This window comes from Eubacteriaceae bacterium ES3 (assembly GCA_030586155.1).
In the GTDB taxonomy this organism is placed as follows: Bacteria; Bacillota; Clostridia; order Eubacteriales; family Eubacteriaceae; genus Acetobacterium.
Genome location: CP130741.1, coordinates 3,292,560 through 3,310,207 on the forward strand (window position 1 = coordinate 3,292,560; position 17,648 = coordinate 3,310,207).

Genomic DNA, 17,648 nt, shown 5'->3' on the forward strand with positions numbered 1-17,648 from the left:
TTTCCTCGTATGAACAGATATTTAAAAAATAGTACTTAAACATCTGTAAATACTCTGTTTAAGATCAAATAAATCGGGAATATTAAAATAAACCATTCAAACAAGCATCTTTAAACTTTTCATACATTTGCACTTTTATAATAGTTAACGATGCTAAATTAAAAATTCTTTAAAAAAGGAGTGAGAATAATGGAAGAAAAAGACTTCAAAATGGGAATGAGACTGTCAACAAAGCTCATTCTAATGACACTGCTGATTGCGTTCGGTATGGCAGCTGTACTAGGAATTTTTGCCGTCATTCGCGGCAGTGATACCGTTACAAGCCAATATGAAATTCAATCTAGTATGTACGTTGAAGAAAGCGCCGCCCATATTGGGGCATTAATCACTGGTAATTTAACGACTCTGGATCAAATCGCTAAACAAAGTGGCATAGTCGGTATGGACTTTGCCACACAATCAGCATCATTGACACAAGAAGTGACAAATCTCGGCTATGAGGATATGGCTGTTGTCGGTCTTGACCGCCATGGTCAATACATCATCAGTGGTGGTGAATTTGATCTGGGTGATGAATTCTGGTACGAGGAAGCTTATGCCGGTAATTTAAGCATTTCTGATGTATCGATCAGTCTGGTTACAGGACAGCCTGCTGTTTTTGAAGTAGCTCCAATTAAAAATAACGGGTCTGTAGTCGGTATCCTGCTCGGTCGCCGAAGCCCAGATTTTATGACAGATGTTGTCACCAGTCTCGGTGATGGCGAAACTCAATACGGAATGGTCATCAGCCAGAACGGCGTAATGATGGCCCACCCCAACCCGGAGCTGGTTATCAATCAAACCAATGTCTATGACAATATTGAGGTTGACGGTCCTCAAGGTATGGGTGCACAGCTTCAGGCTCTCGACTCCAGCGTAATCTCTTCTTTTGAATATATTTATAACGGCGACATAAAACTTGCCAACGTAGCCCCAATTCCGGGAACCAGCTGGCAGTTGATCATTACTCAATCAGAAGAATCCATGCTGGCGCCAATTAACGCACTGAAAAATGGGATTCTTCTAATTGTGGGCCTAGCCTGTATTATTGCTGCGATAATCTCATTTATCGTTTCCCGAAGAATCGCTAAACCGGTTATTGCTGCCAATGATATGATTAAGGAAGTCAATCTCGGCCATTTAAGCCATCGTGTTCAGGTAACAACTCGGGATGAAGTTGGTGAGTTAAGCACCTCGCTTAATCACCTGACTGATTATTTGCAATTCCAGGTTCTGGGGCTAATGAACAAAATTTCTGCGGGCGATGTCATCGGTCTTCAGTTTGAAGCTGCAGATTCTCAAGATGAGGTTGCTCCAGCACTTAAAAATACCGTTGATACTATTCAAGCCCTGATTAGCGAAGCAACCGGTCTTTCCGATGCTGCCAAAGCTGGTCAATGGGAAACCCGGGGTAATGCCGATGCCTTTGAAGGCGGGTTTAAGGATATTGTTCAGGGCGTTAATGAAACCCTGGATATTGTCGTTGATCAGATGGTCTGGTATGAATCTATTCTGGATGCTGTTCCCTTCCCAATCCACGTTACCGATAATGATATGAAATGGACCTTCATGAATGCCGCCTTTGAAGACACGATGATCAGAAACAACGTTTTAACCGATCGTAAATCTGGTTATGGCATGGATTGCTACAACGCCAACGCCGATATCTGTCAGACTGAGGGCTGTGGTATCAGACGACTGGTTGATCAGGGGTTGACCGACAGCTATTTTGAATGGGACGGACGTTATAACAAGCAGGACACAGCATATCTTAAAGATAAAAACGGTAAAAATGTCGGCTTCGTAGAAACTGTCACGGATTTGACTCAGATGATCTCAGTCAGCAATTTCACCAATGCTGAAGTCAAAAAGCTGGCTCAAAACCTTGATGGTCTGGCCAAAGGAAATCTTGACTTTGACCTTTCCTTAGAAGAAAGCAATGAATACACAACTGAAGTCAGTGCACAGTTTTTAGAAATTCAAAACAATCTGGGTGAAGTCAAAAATTCAGTTGAAAGACTGATTAACGATGCTACCATGATGGCGCTTGCCGGTATCCAGGGGGATTTAGATACTCGAGCTGATGCCAGTGCCCATCAGGGCGAATTTGCAGAGATTGTTGTCGGTCTCAATGGTATTATGGATGCAGTGGTGGCTCCGATCAAAGAAGCCAGTGCGACGCTCAAAGAACTGTCACAGGGAAATTTAAATACTGGCATGACCGGTCACTACAATGGAGATTACGTTCAGATAAAAGACGATATGAATCAGACTGTCAGCTTCCTCAAACGCTATGTGGATGAAATTACCACCACCCTATCAGAAATCGGTCAGGGTAATCTGGATATCGAAATAACCGCTGAATACCTCGGTGACTTCCAATCCATCAAAGATTCTTTAAACCGTATTGCCAACGAATTAAGCACCACCCTCTCAGCTATCGGTGATGCCTCCAGTCAGGTGGAAGCCGGTGCCAATCAAATCTCAGATGGTGGTCAGGCATTGTCGCAAGGGGCCACTGAACAGGCTGCCGCCATTGAACAACTCAACGCTTCGATGGATGAAGTAGCCAGCGATACAGGACGGAATGCCACCAATGCCAACCAGGCCAATACTCTATCCAACGATGTGAAAGATAGTGCTGAGGCGGGTAATAATCAGATGAATGAAATGGTTGGAGCCATGACAGAAATCAATGAATCTTCCAATAACATTTCAAAAATTATTAAGGTCATTGATGACATCGCCTTCCAGACCAATATTCTGGCTCTCAACGCCGCTGTCGAAGCAGCACGAGCCGGTCAGCATGGTAAAGGATTTGCTGTTGTAGCAGAAGAAGTCCGAACCTTGGCTGCCAGAAGCGCCGAAGCCGCCCGGGAAACCACTGATCTCATTGAAGGCTCAATTCATTCAGTTGAATCCGGTACCGCTATTGCCAATCAAACTGCCGAAAGCCTGAAAGAAATCCTTGATAAGATCGAATCCATGAGCAAATTGGTTGGCGAAATCGCCAACGCATCCAATGCTCAGGCGACCAAGATCAATGAAATCAACCAGGGTATCGATCAGGTCTCCACGGTCGTCCAGACCAACTCGGCAACAGCCCAGGAAAGCGCCGCCGCCAGCGAAGAACTCTCTGGTCAGGCTGAACTTTTAATGAGTCGGGTTGCCGCTTTTAAACTAAAATCAAACACTAAAAATACTGCCTATAGCTCCGTATCAAGGCAAGCGTCATCTGTAAAAACCGCTCCCCTGGAGTATGAAGAAGAACCCAGTATAAAGCTTGATGATTTTGATTTTGACAAATATTAAGAAAAAGGACGATTCTGAAATATTTCAGAATCGTCCTTTTCTCTTGTTTTAACTCACTTATGCGTCTTGGCATCAGATAGAAAACTACCAACCTGATTATTTTACTAGTCAGAAAGTGGTCACTACTCAGAACTCATTATTTAAGTTTAAAATCCGATACCATGCTTTCCAGGATTTGCGCTTGCGAGGCAATTTGCTGACTGGCTGAAGCACTTTCTTCAGCCGTTGCGGTATTTCTTTGTGTTACTTCGGCAATCTGATCCACCCCAATGTTAATCTCATTAATAGCTGTCGCCTGCTCATTTGAAGCTTGGGCGATCTGGCCTACAATATCTACTGCATCCGAGATCCCTTTGACAATTTCTTCTAATGATTCAGCTGTAATTTGGGCCATCTTGTTGCCTTCTTCAACTGTCTCTACTGAAGATTCAATTAATTCAGTCGTTTCCTTGGCTGCCTGAGCACTTCTAGCCGCCAGCGTTCTGACTTCCTCAGCGACTACCGCAAACCCTTTACCATGTTCACCAGCACGGGCAGCTTCGACGGCTGCATTGAGGGCCAGAATATTAGTCTGAAAAGCAATATCGTCGATTACTTTTATAATCTTGGCAATGCCCTGAGAAGACTCACTGATCTGATCCATTGCCGCAAGCATCTCACTCATCTGCTCATTCCCGCTTTGCGCCTCTTTCCGAGCCTTCTCCGACAACTCATTGGCTTTATTGGCATTAACCGCATTTTCCCTGGTTTGAGATGCAATTTCAGTGATGGTAGCAGAGATTTCCTGAATGGAACTGGCCTGTTCAGACGATCCTTCCGCCAGACTCGAGCTGGCATCAGCGATCTGTTCTGTTCCTGCTTCAACCTGGCCCGACGCCGACTGTATCTCTGAAAGCACCTGATTCATCTGTTCCAATATATGATTGATGGAATCTTTCAGCCTCATAAAATCGCCCATAAACAGTCCGTTTATTTCGCCGGTAAAATCCTTTTCCGCCATCTGTCCTACCGTTTGGGTGATTTCTTCAATATAACCGTTAATGGCTCTAACACTATTTCCCAAGCTCATATTAATCATCTGATACATCATCGCAATGGATTCCGTATCTTCATCATATTCTGCGTCATCAATCGAAATACTCAAATCACCAACTGCCAGACGGGACAGATTAGATACCAGTTTTTCTACTTCACGTTCCTGATAATCTGAAACTTTTTTAGCCAGTTCAACCTGCTTTTGAACCTCTTTGGCCTGTTCATCAGCCTGGTCGGCAATCCGTTTTTGGATATCCGCCTGTTTCTCAGCTTCAAGCATCTGGTCTTCAATCAGTTTTGCCTGGTCTTCAGCTTTGAGCTGAGCCTGCTGGGATTCCAGCTGGGCATTTTTAATTTCAGTCTGATCGACAAGAATTTCCATCTGGCCAACCAGGTTTCCATCATAATCCTCGACCGGTGTGTTGAAAGTTGCATAGTTGGCATTTCTAATTACGACTTCATCTTCCACAGTTTCTCTTTCCGCCAGCGCCTTTCGGCCCGGACAGGATTCGGAATCACAAAGGTCTGTCTGCAGCAGCTCGTAACATTTCTGGCCCAGGATTTGCTCTGCGCTTGTTCCCACCGCTTTAACTCCCGCCTGATTAACAAATTTAATCTGATAATCGGTATCCATTAGGATAGTCGGGAAGGGAATAGCATCCAGCCGCTTGACAAAGACATCCACCAGACCGTTTATATCTGTAATCAAATGCCCATAAGCACCTTCATACTGACTTATATCCCCACGTTTCGTATGATCTCCAACCATGGTCGCTTGAGTAATCGTCTCTACATCATTGATCACACCTTTGAGTACATTTACTGTTTCTGAAAAAGCGTTCGCAACTACACCAATTTCATCATTAGACTGCATATCCATGGCAATATCAAAGTCACCTCTTGCCACACTGCCAGCAATCTCTGAAATCTTTTTAAGCGGTCTTCTAACCATCTGATTAATCAATAGTGTTAATAAGATAAAGACTATAACCGCTATGGCGGCTGCAATCCCATAAATCACTGTTCTGGTCTGCTGTATCTGGGCCAAAACTTCCGTCCGATCATTGATTACCTTAATATAGCCTTTTACCTCTCCACTGTAATCGGTAAAGGGGATCAGAACAACTCCTGCACTGCTTCCCTCTTCCACAATATATTCAATTTCTCCATTATAAAGACTTTCAGTTACAGCTGGCTCCAGGGGCCAGTTATCGGTCTCCTGAGTACCTGCCAGAAAAGGAATCGTTCCATCTTCTACTGCTTCAGTATCAAAGAGATAGATAAAATAAGCCTCACCGCCGAATTGCTCCTGAGTTGAGGTCAGGAACGTATCATCAAAGCGGTTGCCAAATTCAACGGACCCAATCGCTTCGCCATTATAAAACATAGGTACAACCACCCGGACGCCATAACCGGCAACACCACCTTCAAGACCCATGACAGTTTGACCAGTTGCATTAGCTTCATTAACTGTCTGACGAATATCATAGAGACTGTCTCCGTACTTTTCCGGGCTGTGCAGCCGTAAAAAGGAGGTAGAATCCGGTAGATGAAACTGAAACTGATAGATCTCATCTTTGAGCAGGTCATATCTGGCACTGTATAATTCAAGCAGCCCCTCTCTGTCCCGTTCATAAAACAGCCGCTGGGTTTCCGGATCATTGGCAATCACTTCCACCGCAATCTTAATGGCATCTACTTCACTATCCAGAGCGCTTAAAACTGACTGCCCCAAAAGAAGACCGGCCTCTTCTTCCCGTTCTGACAGAAGATTTGTGGTATATGTATTACTGATTACTGCCAAAATCAGTACCCCTACCAGAACCACAATGGATACAATTAATGATAGTTTTCTGCTTAAACTCATTTTCGTCCCCTTAAATATTATTATTTATTCTTTTCTAAGAATTAATATCCTACTTTCATTTCGATTTAATTATAATAAATATAAATAACTATTGCAACAGAACAATTTTAAATAAGACTCACATTATCTTTTCAGTTAAATTCAATTATATTGATCTATTCTTATAATTAAGCGCCTTATCTCTAAATAAAAGCCACCAGCAGTTTTTCAATCCAGCAAATAGCTAGATCTAACCGTTAATATCCATGCTTATTTTTTACATATTTTTAACCTTTGAAGCGATGTTTTTACTCTTTTTTACTATATAATTAGAGAAATTGCATCTATTGAAGAATACTTCAATCTTTTTCACTATTCAATGTTATTTTATCAATTCATACGGTATACACATATTATCAATGAAAATAAAGGGAGGCCTTATCATGAAGCTATTTGATAAAAACTCAATCGGATATAAAATCCTCGGCCCGGTGATGATTACCGTCACGCTAGCTCTGCTACTGATCAGTATTGCTGTAACCATTCTAAATATCAATACCGTTAATACGCAAATCGAAATGCAAAGTTCTATGCGTCTCGATCAGATCATGGCTGATTTGGAAAACACGCTTGACAGCCATGGTCAAATGGTTAACAGTTTCGGAACTTCCTTAGGCCTTACTGGCTCCTCCATTCCTACAGGAGACTACGAACAGCTTCTCTCCAGTCAGGTTGAACTGACCGATGATACCTTTGGTGTCGGGGTTTTTTATGACTACTACGCTTACAACCCGGAAATAAAATTCTTTGGACCCTATGCTTATCGCGATGGCGATTCCGTTGCCTATGCAGAAGATTTGTATAGTACCGATGAATATGATTATCCAAATCAGGACTGGTTTTTGGTCGGGGAAAATGCTGGCGGCGAGCTAGCCTGGTCTGAACCTTTTTATGATGAACTCTCTGGTATAACCATGGTAACTGCGGCCAAGGCCTTTTATGATAGTTCCGGGAATTTTTCAGGGGTTGTAACCGGTGATATCGATTTATCCAATCTTCAGCAAATCATCTCAGATATTAATATTGGCAATACCGGTCATGCCTTTTTGCTTGACAGTTCCGGTCTTTATATTGCCGATCAGGATAGCTCTAAAATTATGAGTGTGAATATTACGGAAGATCCAAACTCAAGTCTGGCCGCACTGGGTGATGCCATTTTAAGCGGTGAGCCAGGATCATCGACCTTCACCAATGATGAAGGATCCAACCGCCTCCACTATGCTTCCCTTGGAGATACCGGCTGGATATTGGCTATTACCCAGGCCGAAAGCGAAATTAACGAGCCAATTATGACCATGATTTATCAGTTGATTGGCCTGATCCTCATCACGCTGGTCATTTTAAGCTTAATTGTCATCAAAGTTATCCGCGGCGTTGTTAAACCGATTGTGGTCGTTACCGATCTTTTTGCCCATACTGAACAGGGGGATTTTGATAATGAAGTGCCTGCAGAAATCTTAAATCGTAAAGACGAACTGGGCAAGCTGGGACAATCCTTCCAATCCCTATCAGAAAATATTCGGGGCAATATTTCTACGCTGCAATCCATTTCGCAAGGGAACCTGGATGTCACTGTGGATGTTCGATCAGACAAAGATATCCAGTCTCAGAGTTTTATTCAACTGATTGATACCCTAAAGAATCTGGATATGGAAATCAAAAAACTTTCTGAATCTGCGACCAATGGACATCTTTCAGATCGTGGCAATGCGGACCTCTTTAAGGGCCAATTCCGCGACCTTGTTTTAGAAATTAATGCCATCCTTGATGCCGTCATCAACCCGCTTAATGTAGCGGCCGACTATGTGGATAAGATCAGCCGCGGGATGATCCCTGAAAAAATATCCGATCCTTATCAGGGTGATTTTAACACCATAAAAAACAACCTCAATCAGTGTATCGATAATATCAATGCCTTGATCGAAGATGTCAATCTACTGGCTTCAGCTGCAACCGAGGGAGACCTGGCGGTTCGTGCCGAAGAATCCCGCCACAGTGGAGACTACCAAAGAATCATCAAAGGCTTTAATGATACCCTCAATTCGATTCTTGCTCCTATTGATGAAGCCAAGGGAATTATGGCAAAAATGGCAGTCAATGATTATGCCGTTTCCATGCAGGGTTCTTATAAGGGGGATATGCAGGATTTTGCCAATGAAATCAACAATGTTCACTCACGATTACAAAATGTCCAGCGGGTCTTTAATGAAATTGCCGCCGGCGATACCAGTCGATTGGATGACTTTGCTGCCATCGGCAAGCGGTCAGAAAATGATCAGATGGTACCTGCTATTGTCGCCACCTTCACCACCATCAATGCTCTAATTGCTGAATCCCGTCATATGGCCCAGGCGGGTATTAACGGTGACCTTGCCCTCCGCAGCGATATCACGCAATTTGAAGGCGGTTACCAGGAAATTATGGAGGGCTTCAATCAAACCCTTGATGCCATCGAAGGCCCGATTAATGAAGCGGCAACCGTACTTAAAGAAATGGCTGACGGTAATTTAACCTTAACCATGAACGGTAATTATCAGGGCAGCTACGCTATTATCAAGGATTCCCTTAACCACACTCTGGGAGAACTAAACGGTATTCTCGGCAGCATCAACCATTCTTCCGATGAAGTTGCCTCCGGTTCAAAACAGGTATCCGACGGTTCCCAGGCCCTGGCTCAAGGTGCCACTGAACAGGCTGGCTCAATGCAGGAATTAAATGCCTCCATTAGCGAAGTCGCCAACCAGACCAGGGATAATGCCCTTAATGCGGACCGCGCCAACAAACTGACTGAGACAGCTCAGGAAAATGCTAAAAAGGGTAATACCCAGATGAATGAAATGCTGACTTCGATGGATGAAATCAATGCGTCTTCCAACAAGATTTCTAATATTATCCGGGTGATCGATGATATTGCCTTCCAAACTAACATTCTGGCACTTAATGCAGCCGTTGAGGCCGCCCGGGCCGGTGAACACGGTAAAGGCTTTGCCGTTGTTGCTGAAGAAGTCAGAACTCTGGCCGGTCGATCTGCTGAAGCGGCTCGGGAAACCACTGAGCTCATTGAAAGTTCGATTTTGAGCGTTAATGAAGGGACGGTAATTGCAAACAGCACTGCTGATTCACTTAACGAAATTGTCGGTAATATTGAACAGATTGCCGATCTGGTTCATAGAATTGACCAGGCTTCCAACGAACAGACAGTATCAATTAATCAAATTAATGTCGGTTTTGAACAGGTCTCACAAGTGGTCCAGAATAACTCGGCAACCGCTGAAGAAAGTGCTGCTGCCAGTGAAGAACTCTACAGCCAGGCTGAACTTTTAAAGAGTATGGTCAGTCGCTTTGATTTAAAACGATAATTATAAAAAAACCACCGTCATTATCAAGCAAGCGCTGATAAATGACGGTGGTTTTTTTAAATTTTACGTCTTGATACTTTTAGATATAGTCTTTATCTGTCTTATAATAAAACATTGCCGATCAGAAATAGAATAGCGATGTGAAGCGGATAGAAGAAATAAAACAGATACTTTAACCCCCTGCCTTTCTCGCCATTATATAAGAGCATTAATGGCAGTGCGCCAATCATCATCCACTGAAAATTGATGAAGAATATGGCATAGAGGTTGGAACTATATAGAAACTCCATTAAAAAATAGCTGACCGTAAAGGCCGAATAAGCAATGATCAGATTTCGTTTATTCTCTTTAGTGAAATATATCAGGACTCCCAGCAATACAAAAATAAAACTGCCTTCGTTAAACAAAAGATTGGCAGTAAAAGCCCCAACTATCAGTTCAATACCATAATAAGGTAACAACTGACCGGCAAAAGCACAAAGGGCTGTAGTTACCAGTTGTATACCAACAAAAGCCATAATAAGAGGCAAGCCTTTTAGCTTATCTTTGCGATAAATTTCTATCATCCAGGAAACAAGGCCCACCAGCAGAAGCGTGACAAAGATATTATTATAGGCATATGTTGTCACATTTGGGATCGTATTGTTGAGAACAAAATCGATTATCGCCATCAAAACCCCAAACAAATACATTCGCAGTAGATATTTTTTTCGATCATGGGTATAATGAAAACCCCAGGCCATGGCAAACATAAAAAGCGGAGCAGAAATCCTGCCTATCCAGTGAAAAAATACTGGTGTTCCGGGAATAAATTCAGCAATATGATCAAAGAACATCAGAACCAGGGCAATAAGTTTTATGGTTGTAGTTGACAATGTTTTCCCCCTAAAAGCTTTTTTTCATTTTATCCGCTTTTTAAAAAAATTGCAACTAACCATATCAGCTAAAAAAATCCGACAGACTTTGAGTGCAAGCCATAATTTCAGGGTTTCTCTATTACAGCCGGCTGTAATTTAAAATCCTCATATCTCGAGCTATAAAAAATCAGTTTTAAAATTTTTCGCATTACTGATTTCCACACAATTTTATTTAGTTCTATTTCCAAAAAACAGATGCATAATTTTCAAAAAAATGTATAATGAAGAAATAATAAACTAGGAAAAGGTGAATTTATCTTGATAGAATCCTCTTTTGAAGTGCTGACTGCACTATTAACATTCATGATCAGATGGGAAAAGAATACCCAGAACCTACCGGAAAATTTCCTGCAGGTTCTGGATCTCTTTAATCGACATCTAGCTGAAAATTCAAACGTACAACCCGGTATTAATTTTCGGGAATTTATTCAACAGATGAAATTATTTACTCTCGATGAACTGGGCTTTGAACTGGGCGACCCAATTGGCCCACTAAAAGTAATCAATCGTGACGGCTATATTGATCCGGTAATCAAAGCCTGGTATCAAAAACATTGTCTGTACATGCTAAACGATTGTTAAGCAAGCATTTTCCGAAAACTGCTAACTAGAGAAAAATAGACTAATAGCTTATTTCCTTTTTCAGGAAAGTTCCTTGCCGCAAATCCTCAAAAGCCTGATCCAGTTCTTCGCTGGTATTCATCACTATTGGGCCTCCCCAAGCCACTGGCTCATCAAGGCGTCTTGAAGAGACAAATAAAATCTGGGCCTTTTTATCCGGTGCTTTTAACTTAACTATATCACCGGCCCCCACTTTAATGGCAGTCTTCTCTTTGATGAGTTCTCCGCCAATATAACAATCTCCCAGCAGGGTAAAGAGCATAACTGAACGAGACTCATCGGTATTTACGCTAAATTCAGTATCAGGATTTAGGTGAATATCATAATAATCCAAGGGTAGATACTTGCTTAAATAGCCTTGTCGGCCTTCATATTGACCGGCTAAAAGTCTTAGTTTCCCACCTTCAATCTCAATTTCTTCAATATCAGCATTCTTCACACTGTGATAAGCCGGCGGTACCCATTTGTCACTAGCCGAAAGATTGAGCCACAGCTGGACTCCCAGTAGTCTTTCTGAGGCTGGCAGTTTCTCTTCATGCAAGATTCCTGATCCTGCCGTCATCCACTGTACTTCGCCATCCGAAATAGTATCTTCGTTACCTAAACTATCCCGATGGGTCATTTTCCCGCGATAAACATAACTGATGGTTTCAATTCCCCGATGGGGATGCATGGGAAAACCTGCAGTATAGTCGTCCGGGTTAGTGCTATCGAAGGAATCCAACATTAAAATTGGATCATAAGTCGTGACAGTATCATGACCTAAAACTCTGACCAGATTAACACCAGCACCGTCCTGGGTTCTAAAACCTCTGATTTGTTTAACAATTTTTCGCTCCATTTTATTCTCCTTTACTCGAAAAGATATGAAGTCATCGATACCGAACCGAGGGTACAAGAATCATTAAAAACCGTTAACTTGTCATCCGGCCTAGTCGCCCCTAAAACATATAAGAGCGGATTAAAATGTTCAGTGGTCTGAAAAGCCAATTTTGCCGAATCTCCAGCCAAATGGTACTTAATGACCTGACCGTAATCCCGGCTAACAATATTATCCTTAATATATGTGTCAAATTCATCAGCCCAGGGAAACCCATCGTCCATTCCAAAGTTGACTCTGGACAAATTGTGGACGACGTTGCCGCTGCCTAAAATCAGTACATCTTTTTCTCTTAAAGCACTTAATTCCTTTCCCATCTGAAAATGGGCTTCTGCCGGTGCACGATAATCCAGGCTTAATTGAAGAACTGGAATATCTGCATTTGGAAACATCCGGCAAAGCACTGACCAGGTTCCGTGATCAATTCCCCAGCTGTTATCAATCTTAACCTCCCGGTCCAGCAGTGAAATTACTTCATTAGCGGTTGCCGGAGCTCCAGGCGCATTGTAAACAACCTCATACAACTCCTGGGGAAAGCCATACATATCATATATCATTTTTGGATGTTCCTGATTATTCACACTGCTATCATCCGTAACCCAATGGGCTGAGACCGATAAAATAACCTTCGGCTTTTCAATCTTTTGACCAATCTCCACCACCCATTTTTCAACATATTTATTCTCTTCAATCGCATTCATCGGCGATCCATGACCAACAAACATTACTGGCATTTTTGCCATAACTTTCACCTCAAATCTCATTTTGAATTTCAAAATGTTATGCTACACTTATTCTACACCTTTAAACTCAAAGAAATATTAAGAAATATTCGTTAAAAGTACAAATTATGTCTACTGTGATCGATATTATTTATTTTCAAATGATGTGCAGAAGGCTTATAATAAGAGAAGAATTTAAAATGGTCGCAATGGCCGCAGAACAGGCCAGCGGATTCCCGCCAAAAGTCGGTGAACCCAACAACCATGGATTGTCAATCAATTCCTCAACCCAGATTTGCGGGCGACAGATGAGCCCGGTAATGGGCATGATGCCGCCGCCAAAAGCTTTACCATAAGTCATGATATCCGGCACAACACCTTCAGCTTCACATCGCCACATGGCACCGGTTCTTCCCATTCCAGTCTGAATTTCATCAAAAATCAGAACAACCCCTGCTTCATCACAAATTTCTCTGACTTCTTTTAAATATCCTTCAGGGGGAATGATGACCCCTGCTTCACCCTGAATTGGCTCCAGGATAACCGCAGCCACTTTTTCTCCAACAGCCTGAAGATTATTAATGGCTTTTCGCATATCTTGGGCATTACCAAATTCAACATGCTGAACCTGCTGAACCATCGGCACATAAGGAGTACGATAAGTACTTTTACCTCCCATGGAAACAGCTCCCATGGATTTCCCATGAAAGGCGCCAACGGTCGAAATATACCATCTGCCACCGGTTGCGATACGGGCCAGCTTTAAGGCCATCTCTACCGCTTCAGCACCACCATTGGTGAAGAAACAGTATTGCAGATCCCCCGGGGTAATATCAGCCATAGCTTTAGCCAGATATCCACGCAGTGGATCCAGCAGCTCCTGGGAATGCAGGGCCTGATGATCCAGCTGTGCCTTAACCACATCAAGGCTTCTTTCTGGACTCGCCGATCTGCGTTCCGGATTTTTTTACTGATGCCGAAAAGGAATATATTAAGCGGATGGATGAAGATCATTTATTATGGATTATCAATGGCAAAGAATCCAATCTGGTTCGGGAAAGTGACCTGATGGCTGAGGAAAGCCGACTGACTTCGTCTTTATATCTCAATTGTTATCAGCAATATAATATCTTCGACACCCTTCAGTTCAGTATTGTATATAACCAGCATCTCCTCGGTATTCTCACTCTTTTTCGAACTCGAGCCGATGGCGAATTCAATGAGGATGATATGTTCTATCTGCGATCTCTCGGCATCCATTTAAATATGATTATGAACACTATTCTCCTTGAAGAAAAACCGGCGGTAAAATTCAATCTCGAAGACCTGGTCAACGAATATCATCTTACCTCCCGCGAAAGTCAAGTCCTTAATCTTGTGGCTGCCTTTCGCAATAACGATGAAATCGGCAGTGAACTTTCCATCAGTGAAAACACCATTCAAAAACATCTGCAAAATATTTTTCGCAAGCTGAATGTTTCATCAAAGTGGGATTTACTTAGGCTTTTATAACATCTCAGACACTTTAGTGGCAATATCCGTTTCTAACATTCCTGTAAATAATCACAAAAAAGTTCGGAAGATAAAATAACTTTTCTTATATCATCTTCCGAACTTTTCTACTGCAAGCTACTTTTTTCGTTTACCATCAGGCTTCTTTTACTATAAGATGGACCTCAAAATAGGAAAATCCCCATTTACTCTGTAAAAGCAACCTCAACGTGTTCGATATCCCAAAGGGATTCGATTTTTTCGATGGCGTCTTCTTTAATCGAATTGGCAAACTGATGGGTTTCCGGCAAATCAATCAGGATACTGACATTGCCATCATCAATTTTAATTTCTTTTACCAGATGGGTAGCAATCATATCCAAACCTTTAATGGGATTCATAACTTTTTTCAGCCGTTTTCTCACAATTTCTTCCGTTGTTTTCTCTTTTTTACTGGACATACCATGCTTCTCTTCATAATTTAAAATCGCCGAACGCAGTACTTCCACAGCGAGTACTGAACAGTGGGCTTTAATCTTTGGCAAACCGCCTAGCGCTTCTGCTGCCTCCTGCCAGGTAATTTTTTTAGCCTCATCAATGGTTTTGCCTTTTGCAAGCTCAGTAATTATAGATCCAGTTGCAATATTTGAAGCACAACCATAAGACTCGAACTTTATATCAGTAATAATCTTTGTCTCCGGATCTACTTTCAGATAAAGTGAAACCATATCTCCACAGGCCGGACTGCCTTCTGTTGCCTTTGCATCAGCATCTTCAATACGCCCGGTATTTCGCGGATTCTTGAAATGTTCAATCACAATATCGCTATATTGACCAGCCACTTTTAATCCTCCTTATCTTTTCCCAGCGGACTGATTTTCCGCAAATTTCCAACCACTTTGGCAAGGGTATCGACTAAAAAATCCAACTCTTCAATGGTATTATAACGCCCCAATGTCACCCGGATAGACCCATGGGCCCGTTCATGATCTCCGCCTATAGCGGCAATAACATGACTGGCTTCCAGTGAGCGGCTAAAACAGGCCGAGCCGGTGCTGACGGCAATGCCGTACATATCGAGATGCAGGGTAATGGATTCACCTTCAACATAATGAAAGGTGATGTTGGCATTTTGCGGCGTTCGCTCAGTGTCATGACCATTTAATGTAACATCCGGAATTTCATTCATAACTCTGGCAATATAGTGGTCACGCATTTTTTTCAGCACAATATTTTCTTCTTCTGTGACCTGACTGATTGCCTTGGCAAAACCGACAGCCCCGGGAATATTATCCATCCCGCCTCTTAAGTCGAATTCCTGAAAACCGCCATCCATAATCTTAGAAAGGGGGGTCCCTTTGCGGACATACAATCCACCGATTCCTTTAGGTCCATGCAGAGTATGGGCTGAAACAGTGAGCAGATCGACCTTTGTTTTTTTGACATCAATTGGGATTCGCATAAAGGTATGGGTTGCATCGGTATGAAAGAGGGTTTCTTTTTTTCGACAAATTTCAGCAATTTTATCTATCTCCTGAACGGTGCCAATTTCCTGGTTGCCATGCTGGATAGAGACCAGAATCGTTTCCGGACGAATCAGGCTTTCAAGCTTAGCAAGATCGATTCGACCCTGCTCATCTACATCAAGATAATCGACCATAAACCCCTGTTTTTGCAGAGTTCTAGCGCTGTATAGGACGGGAAAATCCTCGATCTTTGAAACAATCAGGTGATTCCCCTTTTTAGATTCCAAAGCTTTTGCAATGCCTTTCAGAGCCAGATTAGAGGATTCGGTGCTGCCGGAAGTAAAGATAAACTCTTCTGTCTCTGCCCCCAATGCCCCGGCAATTTTTTCCCGGGCGCCCTCCATAGCTTCCCGAGCTTCGACACCCGGTGAATAACCAAATTCAGAAGTGGCAACAGAATATTTTTCTCTAAAATAGGGGGTCATCACCTCAAATACCTGGTCGTCAAGACGGGTTGCGGAAGCGTTATCAAAATAATATATTTTTTCCACTTGATTCTCCTTCCTAAATAAACAGGGTAATGGTTGATTCTCTGGCTTCTTTAATATAGGTTCCCACCGCACCATACTCATCAATATAGGACTCCATCAGATCCTTTCGTTTCAATCCCATGATGTTCATAGTCATTTCACAGGCAATGATTTTTCCACCCAGCTCTTTATAATCATCCATCAGCCTCTCCAATGAAGCCACATTCTTTTTTTGCATTCGCCTCAGCATCATTCTCTTTCCCAATCCGAGAAAATTCATTTTCGACAGAGGCCCTTTGTCGAGGCTGCCTTTTTTAAGTCGCAATAGTCCCCAGAAGGTAAAAAACATGGACGTTTCCATCCCCATTGCCAGGGAGCCATTTGATACAATCAGAGCGCTGTAGAGTTTATCCATATCGCCGCTCTGAACGATAATCGTCGTTTTTTCGGCCATTTTTAATCTCCTTATTTGCGAACTCTGATTTTCCAGATGCCTTCTTCTTCGTTGTCAAGCTCCACTGTCATCGACAATGCATCTGCCGCCATAGGAATTTCTTTTCGGGAAGCGGCATTGTCTCCAACAATTTCGATCACATCTCCTGCTTCTGCTTTTCGAACGGCTTTTCGCATTTCTACAAGCGGAACCGGACAGACTTGCCCTCTTACATCCACCTTGATTTCTGCCATTGTAATCCTCCTTTCAAGACTTAACTGTTACCATTATCATACCCTTAATTTAAAGTATTTAATCCAGAAATAAAAAAATGCAGCCGCATATTTGCGACTGCACCGTTTGAGATTATTCAGATTCTAAAAAACATCCTTCTTCATGGGAGTTAATAAGTCCTACTGCCTGCAGATAGGCATAGATAATAACCGGCCCCACAAATTTCATGCCTCGTTTCTTCAGGTCTTTAGAGATTTTTTCCGATAGTGGTGAGCTTGATAAGCCATTTTCAAATATTATTTTACCATCAGTCCAATGCCAGAGGTATTTTGAAAAAGTCCCAAACTCTTCCTGAATCTTTTTGAAAATAATGGCATTGTTGATAGCCGCATGAATCTTTAATTTATTCCGAACAATCCCTGACGTTTTTTGAAGTTCCTGCTCTTTCTGTAAATCATAACTACAGACCTTTTCCAGATCGAAGTCATCAAAAGCCTTTTGAAATGCATCACGTTTATTAAGGATACACTCCCAAGACAAACCGGCCTGAAAGGACTCCAGGACCAGCATCTCAAATAGCTTGTGATCATCATAAACCGGTTGTCCCCATTCTTCATCATGGTAGCGGATATAATCCTCATTGTTCGGATTTGCCCATGAACAGCGACATTTACCATCACTCCAAATCATAAGTTATCCTCCA

13 protein-coding genes and 1 pseudogene are annotated in these 17,648 nt (G+C 42.4%); 4 read left to right on the top strand and 10 right to left on the bottom strand.

All coding sequences use genetic code 11. From position 1 onward, the window contains the following. Window positions 1-189 precede the first annotated feature (189 nt). Window positions 190-3,351 carry a methyl-accepting chemotaxis protein gene (locus tag Q5O24_15125; GenBank protein WKY47661.1) on the top strand — a complete coding sequence of 1,054 codons (3,162 nt, stop codon included), beginning with the start codon at window positions 190-192 and terminating at the stop codon, window positions 3,349-3,351. Window positions 3,352-3,487: 136 nt separating this feature from the next. Here the strand turns inward: Q5O24_15125 and Q5O24_15130 are convergent, their stop codons facing one another. Beyond that, window positions 3,488-6,253, bottom strand: coding sequence for a methyl-accepting chemotaxis protein (locus Q5O24_15130; protein ID WKY47662.1), 2,766 nt, complete (start codon window positions 6,251-6,253; stop codon window positions 3,488-3,490). A 422-nt stretch (window positions 6,254-6,675) separates the two neighbouring features. Between Q5O24_15130 and Q5O24_15135 the strand changes: the two genes are divergently transcribed. Continuing rightward, window positions 6,676-9,651, top strand: a complete 2,976-nt coding sequence (locus Q5O24_15135) for a methyl-accepting chemotaxis protein (protein WKY47663.1) — start codon at window positions 6,676-6,678, stop codon at window positions 9,649-9,651. 101 nt (window positions 9,652-9,752) lie between these two features. Here Q5O24_15135 and Q5O24_15140 read toward each other — a convergent pair whose 3' ends face one another. Continuing rightward, window positions 9,753-10,526: a TraX family protein gene (locus Q5O24_15140; GenBank protein WKY47664.1), complete on the bottom strand. Its 774-nt coding sequence runs from the start codon at window positions 10,524-10,526 to the stop codon at window positions 9,753-9,755. Between the two features lie 300 nt (window positions 10,527-10,826). Here Q5O24_15140 and Q5O24_15145 point away from each other — a divergent pair, with 300 nt between their 5' ends. Further along, window positions 10,827-11,150, top strand: coding sequence for a hypothetical protein (locus Q5O24_15145; GenBank protein ID WKY47665.1), 324 nt, complete (start codon window positions 10,827-10,829; stop codon window positions 11,148-11,150). A 40-nt stretch (window positions 11,151-11,190) separates the two neighbouring features. On the opposite strand, the gene Q5O24_15150 is transcribed toward Q5O24_15145, so the two are convergent. The 3 genes and pseudogenes from Q5O24_15150 to Q5O24_15160 form a co-directional block, all read right to left on the bottom strand. Then, the gene (locus tag Q5O24_15150; GenBank protein WKY47666.1) at window positions 11,191-12,030 is read right to left on the bottom strand and encodes a pirin family protein; all 840 of its coding nucleotides are present in this window, start codon (window positions 12,028-12,030) and stop codon (window positions 11,191-11,193) included. A gap of 11 nt (window positions 12,031-12,041) precedes the next feature. After that, window positions 12,042-12,812 (bottom strand): 4,5-DOPA dioxygenase extradiol, encoded by a 771-nt coding sequence (ygiD, locus tag Q5O24_15155; protein ID WKY47667.1) that lies wholly within the window; start codon window positions 12,810-12,812, stop codon window positions 12,042-12,044. A 178-nt stretch (window positions 12,813-12,990) separates the two neighbouring features. Next, window positions 12,991-13,719: pseudogene (locus tag Q5O24_15160) on the bottom strand (aminotransferase class III-fold pyridoxal phosphate-dependent enzyme). 71 nt (window positions 13,720-13,790) lie between these two features. Between Q5O24_15160 and Q5O24_15165 the strand changes: the two are divergent. Then, window positions 13,791-14,303, top strand: coding sequence for a LuxR C-terminal-related transcriptional regulator (locus Q5O24_15165; GenBank protein WKY47668.1), 513 nt, complete (start codon window positions 13,791-13,793; stop codon window positions 14,301-14,303). A gap of 185 nt (window positions 14,304-14,488) precedes the next feature. Here Q5O24_15165 and Q5O24_15170 read toward each other — a convergent pair whose 3' ends face one another. From Q5O24_15170 to Q5O24_15190, 5 genes are all read right to left on the bottom strand, one after another. Further along, on the bottom strand, window positions 14,489-15,124 hold the full coding sequence (locus tag Q5O24_15170) for an iron-sulfur cluster assembly scaffold protein (GenBank protein ID WKY47669.1): 636 nt from the start codon (window positions 15,122-15,124) through the stop codon (window positions 14,489-14,491). A 2-nt stretch (window positions 15,125-15,126) separates the two neighbouring features. Further along, window positions 15,127-16,299 (bottom strand): cysteine desulfurase family protein, encoded by a 1,173-nt coding sequence (locus Q5O24_15175; protein ID WKY47670.1) that lies wholly within the window; start codon window positions 16,297-16,299, stop codon window positions 15,127-15,129. 13 nt (window positions 16,300-16,312) lie between these two features. Then, complete coding sequence (locus Q5O24_15180; GenBank protein ID WKY47671.1) at window positions 16,313-16,732, bottom strand: DsrE/DsrF/DrsH-like family protein; 420 nt, start codon at window positions 16,730-16,732, stop codon at window positions 16,313-16,315. Between the two features lie 11 nt (window positions 16,733-16,743). Next, window positions 16,744-16,965: a sulfurtransferase TusA family protein gene (locus tag Q5O24_15185; GenBank protein WKY47672.1), complete on the bottom strand. Its 222-nt coding sequence runs from the start codon at window positions 16,963-16,965 to the stop codon at window positions 16,744-16,746. Window positions 16,966-17,077: 112 nt separating this feature from the next. Continuing rightward, window positions 17,078-17,635, bottom strand: a complete 558-nt coding sequence (locus tag Q5O24_15190; GenBank protein ID WKY47673.1) for a DNA-3-methyladenine glycosylase I — start codon at window positions 17,633-17,635, stop codon at window positions 17,078-17,080. Window positions 17,636-17,648 lie beyond the last annotated feature (13 nt).